The organism is Kitasatospora sp. NPDC101183, from assembly GCF_044767945.1.
Classification (GTDB): Bacteria; Actinomycetota; Actinomycetes; order Streptomycetales; family Streptomycetaceae; genus Kitasatospora.
In genome coordinates this window covers 154,554-170,406 of sequence record NZ_JBIWOW010000003.1, presented here as the reverse complement: position 1 = coordinate 170,406, position 15,853 = coordinate 154,554, and the positions used below count along the sequence as shown (strand labels likewise).

1 protein-coding gene is annotated in these 15,853 nt (G+C 72.4%); it reads right to left on the bottom strand.

What is annotated here, in order from left to right:
* Window positions 1-9: 9 nt before the first annotated feature.
* Window positions 10-15,645, bottom strand: a complete 15,636-nt coding sequence (locus ACIRRS_RS04655; protein WP_402964970.1) for an amino acid adenylation domain-containing protein — start codon at window positions 15,643-15,645, stop codon at window positions 10-12.
* Between the last annotated feature and the right edge of the window lie 208 nt (window positions 15,646-15,853).

The window sequence follows — 15,853 nt, the reverse complement described above, 5'->3', positions numbered from 1 at the left end:
GCTCTCCACTCAGAACCCGAGCTCGTCTTCGAATGCGTCGATCTCGTCCTGCGACAGGCCGCCGAGCGACAGGTCGGAGGGGGTGTGGCCGCCGGCGTCGGGGCCCTCGGCGTGGTCCGCGACGGCCTTCAGCGCGCGGAACCAGGTCTCGCCCAGGTCCCGGACGTCGGCCTCGGTGAACAGCTCGGCCGGCCAGGACCAGGCGGCGGTGAGCTGTGTCCCGTCCGCTCCGTCCACGGCCACCGCGTTCAGCACCAGGGCGTGCCCGAGCCGCATGCCGGCGTCGCTGCCGCCGCTGAGGCCGTCCTCGGTCTCCTGGGCCTGGGCCCAGTCCGCGGCCGTACCGACGGCCTGCGGGCTCGCCGACTCGAAGCGGCCGAGGTAGTTGAAGGCGATCTGCGGGGTGGGGAGTCCGGCGAGGGCGGGGGCGGTGTCGGGGTTGAGGTGGCGCAGGAGGCCGTAGCCGGCGCCGTTGTCGGGCAGGGCGCGCAGTTGTTCCTTGACGGCCTTGACGGCGTCGCCGACCACCGGGCCCGCGGACCAGACCTGGTCCCAGGCGTCGGCGGGCACGCCCGGGTCCAGCCGGACGGGGAAGAGGCTGGTGAACCAGCCCACCGTGCGCGAGACGTCCGCGCCGGGCACCAGTTCCTCGCGGCCGTGGCCCTCCAGGTCCACCAGCGCACCGGCGGCCTGGACACCACGACGGCGCCGCCAGTCCTCGACCGCGAGCGCGAAGCCCGCCAGCAGCACGTCGTTCACACCCGCGTGGAACACCGTCGGCACCGTGGTCAGCAGCGCCCCCGTCACCTCGGACGGCAGCTCGAGCGCCAGGGTGCGGGCCGTCTCGGCGGTGTCCCGCTCCGGGTCGAGCGCACGGGAGCCCAACTGCGGGTCCTCCTCCGTGAGCATCCCGGTCCACACGTCCAGCTCCGCGACGCGCCGAGCCGTACCGGCCTCCGCGACGAGGCCTTCGGCCCAGGCACGGAACGAGGTGCCCGCGGTTCCCCCGGCGAACTCGCGGCCCTCGGCGACGGCCTGGTGGGCGGCGGCCAGGTCCGGCAGCAGGATGCGCCAGGACACCCCGTCGACCACCAGGTGGTGGGCCATCAGCAGCAGCCGACCGGAGACACCCGGCCCGCCGTCGAACCACACCGCCTGCACCATCACACCCCGGTCGGGGTCCAGCCGGCCCTGGGCGGGCCGGGTCTGGTCGGCCATCCGGGTCCGCAACTGCTCGCCGTGCACGCCGACGGCGTCCACGTGGAGCAGCAGGTCCTCGGCGCGGACGGTGCCGCGGGCCCGGACCTCCAGCGACCACGGGCCGTCCGCCGGCCGGGTCAGCCGGGACCGCAGGACGTCGTGCCCGTCCAGCAGCGCCTGCAACGCGGCGGTCAGGCTCTCCAGCGTCGCGGACGCCGGCGTCTGCACCACCATCGCCTGGTTGAACCCGTCGACCGGGCCTCCCAGGTCCTCCAGCCAACGCATGATCGGGGTCAGCGGCACCGCCCCGACACCCGCGTCCGGGTCCGCCGCATCCGCAGACCCGTCCTCGTCGGCGACCTCGGCGACCAGCGCCAGCGCCTCGACCGTACGGTGCCGGAACACATCGCGCGGCGAGAACTCCAGACCCGCCTTACGGGCCCGGCCGACCAGCTGGATCGAGACGATGCTGTCACCGCCCAGCTCGAAGAAGCTGTCGTCGATGCCGACCCGCTCCAGCCCGAGGACCTCGGCGAACAGCGCGCACAGCACCTCCTCACGCCGGTTACGCGGACCCCGACCGGACACCTGGCCGCCGAAGTCCGGCTCCGGCAGCGCCCGGCGGTCCAGCTTGCCGTTGGCGGTCAGCGGCAGCTCGTCCAGCACCACGAACGCCGACGGCACCATGTACTCCGGCACCCGGGACGCGACCCGGGCCCGAACCGCGTCCACGTCCACGGACTCTCCGGCCGCCACGAGGTAGGCCACCAGGCGCTTGCCGCCCGAGACGTCCTCCCGCACCACCACCGCGCTGTTGGCCACCGCCGGGTCCGAGGCCACCGCGGCCTCGATCTCGCCCAGCTCGATCCGCAGACCACGGATCTTCACCTGGTCGTCCGCCCGGCCCAGGTACTCCAGCTCGCCCTCGGCCGACCACCGCACCACATCACCCGTGCGATACATCCGCTCACCGGAGCCGAAGAACGGATCCGCGACGAAACGCTCCGCCGACAGGCCCGCACGCCGCGCGTACCCGTGCGCCAACTGCACACCCGCCAGGTACAACTCACCCGGCACACCCACCGGCACCGGCCTCAGACCGGCATCCAGCACGTACACCCGCGTGTTCCACACCGGACGCCCGATCGGCACCGACGAACCACCCGCCTGCGGCGCGCACCGGTGGAACGTCACGTCCACCGACGCCTCCGTCGGCCCGTACAGGTTGTGCAGACCCACACCCGGCAACAGCTCGAAGAACCGCTCCACCACATCCACCGGCAGCGCCTCACCACTGCACACCACCCGACGCAGCCCCACACAGGCACCAGCGCCCGGCTCCTGCAGGAACACCTGCAGCATCGACGGAACGAAATGCGCCGTCGTGACCGACTCCGAACGGATCAGCTCCGCCAGGTACGCCGCGTCACGATGCCCCTCCGGACGCGCCACCACCAGCGTGGCACCCACCTGCAACGGCCAGAAGAACTCCCACACCGACACGTCGAACCCCGACGGCGTCTTCTGCAACACCCGGTCCGAAGCATCCAGACCGTACTCGTCCTGCATCCACGCCAAACGGTTCACGATGCCCGCATGCGGCACCACCACACCCTTCGGCCGACCCGTCGAACCCGACGTGAAGATCACGTATGCGGGAGAGGACCCCGACACAGAACGCACCGGCGCATGCGGCGAGGACTCACCGGCAAGGGAATCCACCAGGACCAACGGCACGCCACCGTCCGGCAACGACCCCGCCACCGAGGACGACGTCACCACCAGCGACGGCGCCGCATCCTCCAGAATCCAGCCGATCCGCTCCGCCGGATACTCCGGATCCACCGGCACATACGCCGCACCCGCCTTCAGCACCGCATACAGCGACACCACCAGCTCCACCGAACGAGGCACCGCGACAGCCACGAAATCACCGTCCCGAACACCCCGCTCCCGCAACACACCCGCAAGCCCGTTCGCCCGCGCATCCAACTCCGCGTACGACACCGACTCACCCTCGAACACCACCGCCACCGCATCCGGCGACCGCGACACCTGAGCCTCGAACAGGTCCACCAACGAACCCGCCACCACCTCACGCCCCGTCGCGTTCCACTCCCCCACAACCCGGGAGCGCTCGGACGGCGTCAGCGGCGTGAGCCGGCCGACGGGCAGCGCGGGCTGGTCGACGAGGGTGTCGAGCAGGGTGCGCAGCTTCTCGCCGATGAGCGCGACGCGCTCGCGGTCGACGAGGTCCGGCCGGTGGTCCAGCCGCAGTTCGAAGCCGGCCGCGGTCTGTGCCGCGATCAGGCTGAGCGGGTAGTGGGTGGCGTCCCGGCTGCGCCCGGAGACGGTGCGCAGGCTGGCGGTGTCCTGCTGCAGGGCCTCCTCGTCGATCGGGTAGTTCTCGAAGACGACGAGGGTGTCGAAGAGTTCGCCGTGCCCGGCGAGGCGCTGGACCTCGCTCAGGCCGATGTGGTGGTACGGCAGCAGCGCGGCCTGCTGTTCCTGGACGCGGGTGACCAGCTCCTCCAGGGACTCGGCGGGGTCGAGCACGACCCGCACCGGCAGGGTGTTGATGAACAGGCCGACCATCGACTCGATGCCGGGGATCTCGGCCGGGCGGCCGGAGACGGTGGCGCCGAAGACGACCTCGTCGCGGCCGGTCAGGTGGCCCAGCAGCATCGCCCAGGCGGTCTGCACCATGGTGTTGGTGGTGACACCACGGCGGCGGCTCTCGGCCGTCAGCCGCTCGGTCCGCTCCGCGTTCAGCTCGACCACCAGGCGCTCCGGGAGTGCGGAGTGCCCGCCGGCGTCCTGGCCGACCAGCAGGGTCGGCTCCTCCAGGCCCTCGAACTCGCGTGCCCAGGCGGCCTGCGCCTCGCTGCGGTCCTGGCGGGTGAGCCAGGCCAGGTAGTCGCGGTAGGGGGTGACCCGGGGCAGGTGCGCGCCGTCGCCCTTGGCGGCGTACGCCGAGAACAGTTCCTCGAGCAGGATCGGGGTGGACCAACCGTCCAGCAGGATGTGGTGGTTGGCGATGAGCAGGAGGTGGCGCTCCGGTGCGGTGGTGATCAGCGTGAAGCGGATCAGGGGCGGCCGGACGAGGTCGAAGCGGCTGACCCGGTCCTCGGCCACCAGGCGGGACAGCTCCCGCTCGCGGTCCGCCTCCGGCAGGGCGCTGAGGTCCACCTCGGTCCACGGCGGCTCCACCCGGCCGGGGACCACCTGGACCAGCGTGCCGTTCCCGAGGGTGCGGAAGGCGGAGCGCAGGTTCGGGTGCCGCTCCAGCAGCACCGCCGCCGCCGCCCGCATGGCCTCGGCGTCGAGGTGCCCCTCGAACTCGAAGCACATCTGGACGTTGTAGACGTCCGAGCCGTGCTCGTCGTACAGCGCGTGGAAGAGCAGGCCCTCCTGCAGCGGGGAGAGCGGCAGCACGTCCGCCAACTTCCCCTGCTGGGCCTGGAATTCGTCGACCTCGGACTGGGTCGTCTCGACCAGGTCGAAGTCGGAGGGGGTGTGGCCGCCGGCGTCGGGGCCCTCGGCGTGGTCCGCGATGGCCTTCAGTGCGCGGAACCAGGTCTCGCCCAGGTCCCGGACGTCGGCCTCGGTGAACAGCTCGGCCGGCCAGGACCAGTTCGCGATCAGCGAGCCGCCCTCGGGACGGTCCACGGTCACCGAGTTGACCTCCAGCGCGTGGCCGATCAGGCCCTCGCGGTCCAGACCGCTGCCGGTGTCGGCGTCGCCGCACAGGGCCCAGTCGACGGCCTGGGCCGCCGGGTCGGCGAACTCGAAGCGGCCGAGGTAGTTGAAGGCGATCTGCGGGGTGGGGAGTCCGGCGAGGGCGGGGGCGGTGTCGGGGTTGAGGTGGCGCAGGAGGCCGTAGCCGGCGCCGTTGTCGGGCAGGGCGCGCAGTTGTTCCTTGACGGCCTTGACGGCGTCGCCGACCACCGGGCCCGCGGACCAGACCTGGTCCCAGGCGTCGGCGGGCACGCCCGGGTCCAGCCGGACGGGGAAGAGGCTGGTGAACCAGCCCACCGTGCGCGAGACGTCCGCGCCGGGCACCAGTTCCTCGCGGCCGTGGCCCTCCAGGTCCACCAGCGCACCGGCGGCGTGGACACCACGGCGGCGCCGCCAGTCCTCGACCGCGAGCGCGAAGCCCGCCAGCAGCACGTCGTTCACACCCGCGTGGAACAGGGCCGGTACCCGGGTGAGCAGCGCGCCGGTCACCTCGGACGGCAGCTCGACGGAGAGCACCCGACGGGCGGGCGCGGTGTCGCGCTCCGGGTCGAGCGCACGGGAGCCCAGCTGCGGGTCCTCCTCCGTGAGCATCCCGGTCCACACGTCCAGCTCCGCGGCACGCGCCGCGGTACCCGCTTCGGCCACCAGGCCTTCGGCCCAGACCTTGAACGGGGTCCGCACCGGGGCGAGTTCGGGCTTACGGCCCTCGACAGCGGCATCGTGGGCGGCGGCCAGGTCCGGCAGCAGGATGCGCCAGGACACCCCGTCGACCACCAGGTGGTGGGCCATCAGCAGCAGCCGGCCGGAGACACCCGGCCCGCCGTCGAACCACACCGCCTGCACCATCACACCCCGGTCGGGGTCCAGCCGGTCCTGGGCGGCCCGTGCCTGCTCGGTGATCTGTGCCTGCACGTTGATCTGTGCGCCGTCCGCATCGACACGCAGCAGCACGTCCTCGGCGCGGACGGCGCCGCGGGCCCGGACCTCCAGCGACCACGGGCCGTCCGCCGGCCGGGTCAGCCGGGACCGCAGGAGGTCGTGCTCGTCCAGCAGCGCCTGCAACGCGGCGGTCAGGCTCTCCAGCGTCGCGGACGCCGGCGTCTGCACCACCATCGCCTGGTTGTAGCCGTCGACCGGGCCTCCCAGGTCCTCCAGCCAGCGCATGATCGGGGTCAGCGGCACCGCCCCGACACCCGCGTCCGGGTCCACCGCGTCCGCGGCCCCGTCCTCGTCGGCGACCTCGGCGACCAGGGCCAGCGCCTCGACCGTGCGGTGCCGGAACACATCGCGCGGCGAGAACTCCAGACCCGCCTTACGGGCCCGGCTGACCAGCTGGATCGAGACGATGCTGTCACCGCCGAGTTCGAAGAAGCTGTCGTCGATGCCGACCCGCTCCAGTCCGAGGACCTCGGCGAACAGCGCGCACAGCACCTCCTCGCGCGGGTTGCGCGCGGCGCGCTCCGAGGCCCGGGCGCCGAAGTCCGGCTCCGGCAGCGCCCGGCGGTCCAGCTTGCCGTTGGCGGTCAGCGGCAGCTCGTCCAGCAGCACGAACGCCGAGGGCACCATGTACTCCGGCACCCGCGAGGCGACCCGCTCGCGCAGCACCCCGGTGTCCAGACCGCCGGCAGCCCCCACGACGTACGCCACCAGGCGCTTGCCGCCGGAGGCGTCCTCCCGCACCACCACCGCGCTGTTGGCCACCGCCGGGTCCGTGGCCACCGCGGCCTCGATCTCGCCCAGCTCGATCCGGAAGCCGCGGATCTTCACCTGGTCGTCGGCCCGGCCCAGGTACTCCAACTCGCCCTCGGCCGACCACCGCACCACATCACCGGTGCGGTACATCCGCTCACCGGAGCCGAAGAACGGATCCGCGACGAATCGCTCCGCCGACAGGGCCGGGCGGTTGAGGTAGCCACGGGCCAGACCGGCTCCGGCGACGTAGAGGTCACCGGTGACGCCCGCCGGGACGGGCTGCAGGCCCGCGTCCAGGACGTACACCCGCAGGTCCGGGATCGCCTGGCCGATGGCGCTGCCGCGCAGTTCGGCGGCCGCGGCCCGGTTCAGCGCGCGGTGCGTGACGTGCACGGTGGTCTCGGTGATGCCGTACATGTTGACCAGGGTCGGCGCGTCGTCCGGGTGGACGCCGTACCACTCCTCCAGCCGTCCCAGGTCCAGCGCCTCACCGCCGAAGACCACGGTGCGCAGGGCCAGCGCGTCGGCGCCGGGGTTCTCGCGCTCCTCCTGGACGAGGCGGTAGAAGGCGGAGGGCGTCTGGTTGAGCACGGTCACCCCGGCCCGTGCGAGCAGGGCGCGGAAGTCCCTCGTGTTGCGGCTGGTCTCGTAGTCGACCATCACCAGGCGGCCGCCGTACAGCAGCGGGCCCCAGATCTCCCAGACGGAGAAGTCGAACGCGTACGAGTGGAACATCGTCCAGACGTCGTCGGCGCGGAAGTCGAACCAGTGCTCGGTCGCCCGGAACAGGCGCACCACGTTCTGGTGCGGGATCATCACGCCCTTGGGGCGCCCGGTGGAGCCCGAGGTGTAGATGACGTAGGCCGGGTGCGCAGGCAGGAGCGCGGAGACACGGTCCGCGTCGGTGACGGCCGCGGCGCTCTCGCGGGCGAGCAGCTCCGTCACGGCGGGCTCGTCCAGTACGAGGCGGGCGGGGCCGCTCGCGTCCACCGCGTCGAGCGCGGCGGCGGTGTCGCGGGACAGCAGCACCAGGCTCGGCCGGGCGTCCTCCAGCATGTAGCCGATCCGGTCCGCCGGGTAGTCGGGGTCCACCGGCAGGTAGCCCGCACCGGTCTTCAGGACCGCGAGCAGCGCGACGATCGTCTGCTCGGTGCGGGGCAGCGCGAGGGCGACCAGCTGCTCCGGGCCCACCCCGTGGCCGATCAGGTGGCGGGCCAGGCGGTTGGCCCGGCTGTCCAGCTCCCCGTAGGTGAGTTCGGTGTCCGCCGAGGTCACCGCGACGGCGGCGGGCGTCCGGGCCGCCTGGGCCTCGAACAGCTCGACCAGGGTCGCCTGCGGCACCTCCTTGCCGGCGGGGTTCCACTCGACCAGCAGGCGCGCGCGCTCCTCGGCGGTGAGGATGTCGACCGAGCCGACCGGCGCCTGCGGGTCGGCGAGGACGCCGTCCAGGAGGCGGGCCGTGCGGTCCACGATCCGCTCGGCGCCGGCCCGGTCGAACAGGTCGGCCGAGTACTCCAGGGCGCCGGCGATGCCGGCGGGCGCGCCGTCGGCATCGAACTGCTCGACGAGCTGGAAGGACAGGTCGAACTTGGCGACGTCCAGCTCGATCGCGAACGGGGCCACCCGCACGCCCGGCAGGTCGGCCCGGGCGGCCGCGTTGTTCTCGAACGACAGCATGACCTGGAACAGCGGGTGCCGGGCGAGCGAGCGCTCCGGCTGGAGCTCGTCCACCAGCTTCTCGAAGGGCACGTCCTGGTTGGCGTACGCCGCGAGGTCCGTCTCCCGGACCCGGTCGACCAGCTCCTCGAAGCTCGGGTTCCCCGACAGGTCGGTGCGCAGCACCAGGGTGTTGACGAAGAATCCGACCAGGTCGTTCAGGGCCTCGTCGGTACGGCCGGCGATCACGCTGCCGATCGGGATGTCGTCGCCGGCGCCGAGCTTGGAGAGCAGTGCCGCGACGGCGGCCTGCATCACCATGAAGACGCTGGCGCCGCGGGCCTGCGCGATGGCCGTCACCTTCTGGTGGACGTCCTTCGGAAGGGTGAGCGGCACCCGGGCTCCCCGGTAGCCGGCGACCTCCGGGCGCGGCCGGTCGGTGGGCAGCTGGAGCTCGTCCGGAATCCCGGAGAGCGCGGTGCGCCAGTGGTCCAGCTGGCCCGCCATGGCGCTGGTCGGGTCGCTGTCGTCGCCGAGGACGTCGATCTGCCAGAGCGTGTAGTCGGCGTACTGGACCGGCAGCGGCTCCTGGCTCGGCGCGTGGCCCGCCAGTCGCGCCCGGTAGGCGACGGAGAGGTCCCGGGCGAGCGGGGCCAGCGACCAGCCGTCGCCGGCGATGTGGTGCACGAGGACCAGCAGGACGTGGTCCTCGGGGCCCACCCGGAGCAGGTGGGCGCGCAGCGGGATCTCGTTCGCGAGGTCGAAGCCCCTCTGGGCCAGCAGCTGGACGCGCTCCTCCAGGTCGGCCGGGGCCACGTCGGTCACGACGAGCTCGGGCGTCGCCCGCTCGACGGACAGGACCTCCTGGCGGGCCCGGCCGTCGGTCTCGGGGAAGACGGTGCGCAGGCTCTCGTGCCTGGCCACCAGGTCGGCGAGCGCCGCGCGCAGCGCGTCGACGTCCAGGGCGCCGGTGAGGCGCACCGGGAGCGGCAGGTTGTAGGTGGCGCTCGGGCCTTCGACCCGGTTGAGGAACCACAGGCGCCGCTGGGCGGCGGACAGCGGGATCTCGGCCGGGCGCTCCGCCACGGCCAGTGCCCGGCGGGCGGCACCGGCGGTGTCCAGGTGGCCGGCCAGTCCGGCGACGGTGGGCGCCTCGAAGACCGCCCGCACCGCGAGGTCCGCGCCGAACTCGGAGCGGATGCGGCTGAGCAGCCTGGTCGCGAGCAGGGAGTGGCCGCCGAGTTCGAAGAAGCTGTCGTCGATGCCGACCCGCTCCAGTCCGAGGACCTCGGCGAACAGCGCGCACAGCACCTCCTCACGCCGGTTGCGCGGACCCCGACCGGACACCTGGCCGCCGAAGTCCGGCTCCGGAAGGGCCCGGCGGTCCAGCTTGCCGTTCGCCGTCAGCGGCAGCTCGTCCAGCACCACGAACGCCGACGGCACCATGTACTCCGGCACCCGCGAGGCGACCCGGGACCGAACCGCGTCCACGTCCACGGACTCTCCGGCCGCCACGAGGTAGGCCACCAGGCGCTTGCCACCCGAGGCGTCCTCCCGCACCACCACCGCGCTGTTGGCCACCGCCGGGTCCGAGGCCACCGCGGCCTCGATCTCGCCCAGCTCGATCCGCAGACCACGGATCTTCACCTGGTCGTCGGCCCGGCCCAGGTACTCCAACTCGCCCTCGGCCGACCACCGCACCACATCACCCGTGCGGTACATCCGCTCACCGGAGCCGAAGAACGGATCCGCGACGAAACGCTCCGCCGACAGGCCCGCCCGCCGCGCGTAGCCGTGCGCCAACTGCACACCCGCCAGGTACAACTCACCCGGCACACCCACCGGCACCGGCCTCAGACCCGCGTCCAGCACGTACACCCGCGTGTTCCACACCGGACGCCCGATCGGCACCGACGAACCACCCGCCACGCACCGGTGGAACGTCACGTCCACCGACGCCTCCGTCGGCCCGTACAGGTTGTGCAGACCCACACCCGGCAACAGCTCGAAGAACCGCTCCACCACATCCACCGGCAGCGCCTCACCACTGCACACCACCCGACGCAGCCCCACACACCCCGCCGCAGCAGGCTCCTGCAGGAACACCTGCAGCATCGACGGCACGAAGTGCGCCGTCGTCACGTTCTCGGCCCGGATCAGCTCCGCCAGATACGCCGCGTCACGATGCCCCTCCGGACGCGCCACCACCAGCGTGGCACCCACCTGCAACGGCCAGAAGAACTCCCACACCGACACGTCGAACCCCGACGGCGTCTTCTGCAACACCCGGTCCGAAGCATCCAGACCGTACTCGTCCTGCATCCACGCCAAACGGTTCACGATGCCCGCATGCGGCACCACCACACCCTTCGGCCGACCCGTCGAACCCGACGTGAAGATCACATACGCCGCAGACGACCCCGACACCGAACGCACCGGCGCCACCGAAGACGACAACCCCTCCAGCGAATCCACCAGCACCCGGGGAACACCACCCGAAGGAAGCTCCACCCCCGACGTGGTCACCACCAGCGACGGCGCCGCATCCTCCAGGATCCAGCCGATCCGCTCCGCCGGATACTCCGGATCCACCGGCACATACGCCGCACCCGCCTTCAGCACCGCATACAGCGACACCACCAACTCCACCGAACGAGGCACCGCGACAGCCACGAAATCACCGTCCCGAACACCCCGCTCCCGCAACACACCCGCAAGCCCGTTCGCCCGCGCATCCAACTCCGCGTACGACACCGACTCACCCTCGAACACCACCGCCACCGCATCCGGCGACCGCGACACCTGAGCCTCGAACAGGTCCACCAACGAACCCGCCACCACCTCACGCCCCGTCGCGTTCCACTCCCCCACAACCCGGGAGCGCTCGGAGTCCGAGAGGAGGTCCACGGCCGCGATCGACTGCTCCGGATCGGCGGCGAAGGCCTCCAGCAGCCGGACCAGCCGGTCCGCGAGCCGCAGGACCGACGCCTCGTCGAACAGGTCGCGGGCGTACTCCAGTCGGCCGGTGATCCCGGCGGCCTCGTGCCCGTCGCCCTGCTGCTCGACCAGCTCCAGGGTCAGGTCGAACTTGGCGGTGGTCAGCGACTGCGGGATCTCGCTGCTGCGCAGGCCCGGCAGGTCGAGGCTGCCCGGGGGGTTGTTGTGCAGCGAGAGAAAGACCTGGAACAGGGGGTGCCTGGCCAGCGAACGGGTCGGGTTCAGCACCTCCACCAGTCGCTCGAAGGCCACGTCCTGGTTGGCGTAGGCCGCGAGGTCGGTCTCCCGCACCCGCAGGACCAGCTCGCGGAAGGTCGGGGCGCCGGAGGTGTCGGTCCGCAGCACCAGCGTGTTGACGAAGAAGCCGACCAGCTCGTCGAGCGCGGCGTCGGTACGGCCGGCGATCGGCGCTCCGATGGGGATGTCGTCGCCCGCGCCGTGCCGGGACAACAGGGCGGCCAGGCCGGCCTGCAGGACCATGAAGAGGCTGCTGTCGGTGGCGTGGGCGAGCTCCAGCAGGCGCTGGTGGGTCCGCGTGTCCAGGCTCACCGGCACATCGGCGCCCCGGTAGCTCGACTGCACGGGTCGGGTGCGGTCGGTCGGCAGCGACAGCTCCTCGGGAGCGTCGGCCAGCGACTCGCGCCAGTGGCCGAGCTGGGCCGCGAGCAGGCTTTCCGGGTCGGCCTCGTCGCCGAGGACCTCCTGCTGCCACAGCGTGTAGTCGGCGTACTGGACCGGCAGCGGCTCCCACTGCGGGGCCGCGCCGCCGAGTCGCGCCCGGTAGGCCGCGGAGAGGTCACGGCTGAGCGGGGCCATCGACCAACCGTCACCCGCGATGTGGTGGAGCACCATCAGCAGCACGTGCTCCTCCTCGGCGAGGCCGAACAGGTGCAGCCGGAGGGGGAGTTCACGCGACAGGTCGAAGGGCGCGGCGGCCGAGCGGGCCAGCTCGGCGGTCAGCGTGTCCTCGGTCGCCGTGGCCCGGCGCAGCACCGGGCGGGCCTGGTCGCCGGTGAGGATCAGCTGGTGGGGCGTGCCGCCCTGCTCGGAGAAGACGGTGCGCAGGCTCTCATGGCGCTCCACCACGTCGGCGAAGGCGAGTTCCAGCGCCTCGTCGTCCAACGGGCCCGAGAGCCGCAGTGCGGCCGTCAGGTTGTAGCTGCCACCGGCCCCGTCCAGCCTGTCGAGGAACCACAGCCGCTGCTGGGCGGGCGACAGCGGGATCCGCTCCGGCCGCTCCCGACGGGTCAGGGCCGTACGGGCGTCGGCGGCGAATCCGAGTTGCTCGGCGACGCCGGCGACCGTGGGCGCCTGGAAGAGGCTGCGCACCGACAGCTCCACCTGGAACTCGCGCCGGATCCGGCTGACCAGGCGGGTCGCCATCAGGGAGTGCCCGCCGAGACCGAAGAAGTTGTCGTCGATGCCGATCTCCTGGACCTTCAGCACGTCGCCGAAGATCCGGGCCAGCTGCTCCTCCTGCTCGTTGCGCGGGCCCCGGCCGCGCTGGGAGGCGGCCTCGGGGGCCGGCAGGGCCTTGCGGTCCAGGGCACCCTCGGTGGTCACCGGCAGGGCGTCCAGCCCGACGAAGGCCGAGGGCACCATGTGGTCGGGCAGGGCCTGAGCCATGTGGGCCCGCAGCACGGTGGCGTCCAGGACGGAGGAGTCCGCCGGCACCACGTAGGCCACCAGCTGCTTGTGGCCGGGCCGGTCCTCACGGACCACCACGGCCGCGTGGGCGACCAGCGGATGCGCGGCGAGGACGTGCCGGACCTCGTCCGGCTCGACCCGGAAGCCGCCGATGTTCACCTGGTCGTCGACCCGGCTCACGAACTCCAGTTGCCCGTCCGCGCGCCGGCTCACCAGGTCACCGGTGCGGTACATCCGCTCCCCGGGGCCGCCGAACGGGCAGGCGACGAACCGTTCGCCCGTCAGGTCCGCCCGTCCGAGGTAGCCACGCGCCAGGCCCGCGCCGGCGAGGTAGAGCTCGCCCCGCACGCCGACCGGCACCGGCCGCAGCATGCTGTCGAGCACGTAGGCGCGGGTGTCGAGGACCGGGCGCCCGGTGGGCGGCGTACCCGCCCCCACCGCCAGCGGCGCGCTGAGGACCGCGATGGTCGTCGACTCGGTCGGACCGAACGCGTTCACCACGCGGCGCCCGGCGGCCCAGCGGTCCACCAGTTCGGCAGGGCAGGCCTCGCCGACGGCGAACAGGCCCCGCAGGGAGGAGTGCCCGCCCGACCGGACCGTCGCCAGCGCCGCCGGCGGGACGAGGGCATGGGTCACCTGCCGGTCGTCGATGAGGCCGGCCAGCAGATCGTCGGCGAGCCGGCCGAGGGGCGGCACCACCAGGGCGGCACCCGCCTGGTAGGCCAGGCACGGTTCGAGCACCGAGGTGTCGGCGCCGGGGGACGCGAACTGCAGCACCCGGCTGTCGGCGGTCATGTCCATGCAGTCGGACAGGGAGGCGGCGAAGGCGGCCAGGCCGTGGTGGGTGACCGCGACGCCCTTGGGGCGACCGGCCGGTCCCGACGTGTGGATGACGTAGGCCATGTTCGCGGGCGACAGTTCGACGGCCGGGTTCTCCTCGGACCGGTCGGCCGGGTCGGCCTCGTCCACGAGGAGCGTCACCGCATCCAGGTGTTCGGGCACGCTCGCGACGTGCCGGGAATCCGTCATGACCAGGACGGGCGCCGTGTCGTCCAGCAGGTGGCCGATGCGGTCCTGCGGGTGGTCCGGGTCGACCGGCAGGTACGCCGCACCGGCCTTCGTCACGGCGAGCTGCGCGATGGCGCTCTCCGCCGAGCGGGGCAGGACAAGGGCCACCACCTGCTCGCGGCCGACCCCGCGCTCGATCAGAAGGTGCGCGAGCCGGTTGGCGCGGGCGTTCAACTCCGCGTAGCTGAGCGAGAGTTCCTCGGACTCCAGGGCAGTCGCCCCGGGGGTCCGCGCCACCTGGGCCTCGAACATCGCCGGCAGGGTCGTCGGCTCGATGCCGCGTGCGCTGTCGTTCCGGTCCACCAGGACCTGCCGGCGCTCCTGTTCGGTCAGCAGGCCGATCCGGCCGATGGGCGTCGTGTTCGGCTCCGCGACCTCCGCCAGCAGCCGGACCAGCCGGTCCAGGACGGCCTCGGCGGCAGCCCGGTCGAGGACGTCCGCGCGGTGGTCGAGCCTCAGGTGCAGGCGCTCACCCGGAAGGGCGGTCAGGGCCGCGGTGTAGTGGGTGGCGTCCCGGCCGTCGAACCCGGTGATGTCGACGCCCCCGGCGAGCCGCAGGTCGGCGGCCTCGATCGGGTAGTTCTCCACCACGACGGAGGAGTCGAAGAGGTCACGCTGCCCGACCCAGGTCTGGATGTCGGTCAGGCTCGCGTGGTGATAGGGCGTCAGCGCGGCCTGGTCGGCCTGGAGCCGGTCGACGAGACCGTCGAAGGTCTGGGCGGGGTCGAGGGTCACCCGCACCGGCAGGGTGTTGATGAACAGGCCGACCATCGACTCGATGCCCGGGATCTGCGGCGGACGGCCGGACACCGTCGTGCCGAACACGACGTCGCGGCGGCCGGTCAGCTGGCCGAGCACCATCGCCCAGGCGGCCTGGAGCACGGAGTTGAGGGTGCGGCCGGCCGAGCGGGCCCGGTCGGTGAGCGCCCGGGTGAGCGCGGCGGAGAGGTCGAGGGACACGCGCTCCGGAAGCGAGTCGCCGCCGTCCCGGGTGACGGGAGCGAGCAGGCTGGGCTCCTCGAGACCGTCGAGCGCCTTCCGCCAGGCGGTCTCGGCCTCCGACCGGTCCTGCTTGGCCAGCCAGGCGAGGTACTCGCGGTAGGGGGTGACCGGCGGAAGACCGGAGTCGTCGCCCTCGGTGCCGTACAGCGCGAACAGCTCGCTCAGGAGAACGGGCATCGACCAACCGTCCAGCAGGATGTGGTGGTTGGTGAGGACCAGCCGGTACCGACCGGGGGCCAGCGTGACGAGGGCGAGGCGCAGGAGCGGCGGCTTGGTGAGGTCGAAGCGGCGGGCGCGGTCCTCGGCCAGCCACCGGTCCAGCTCGGCCTGGCGCTCCACCTCGGGGAGATCGCTGAGGTCGGTCTCGGACCAGGGCAGCTCGACCTCACGAGGGATCACCTGGACGGGGTCCTCGAACTTCGAGTAGACGAAGGCCGAGCGCAGGTTGGCGTGGCGCCGCAGCAGTGCGGCGGCGGCCGACCGCATGGCCCTGGCGTTCAGCGGCCCCTCGATCTCGAAGATGAGCTGAACAGTGTAGATGTCCGCCGGATCCTCGTTCGAATCTCCGCCGTAAACCGCGTGGAACAGCAGGCCCTGCTGCAGCGGCGACAGCGGAAGAATGTCCTCGACACCAGGCCTCGTCACGTCGTTGTCTCCCACTCAAGATATTCTCGATATATCCGTGCCCACACTTGCTCAGCGCATTCAAGAACCCACCAAACAGCGTTCGGTGACGGCCCGCAACCGTCGCTGCAGCAAACTGCCAGTCAACTGGCAGAGGAAATCCGAATCTCCGCACGAAGGAATTCCGGCAATCATCCGGACGTGGTGAATCGGTGCCGACCGCTCCTGT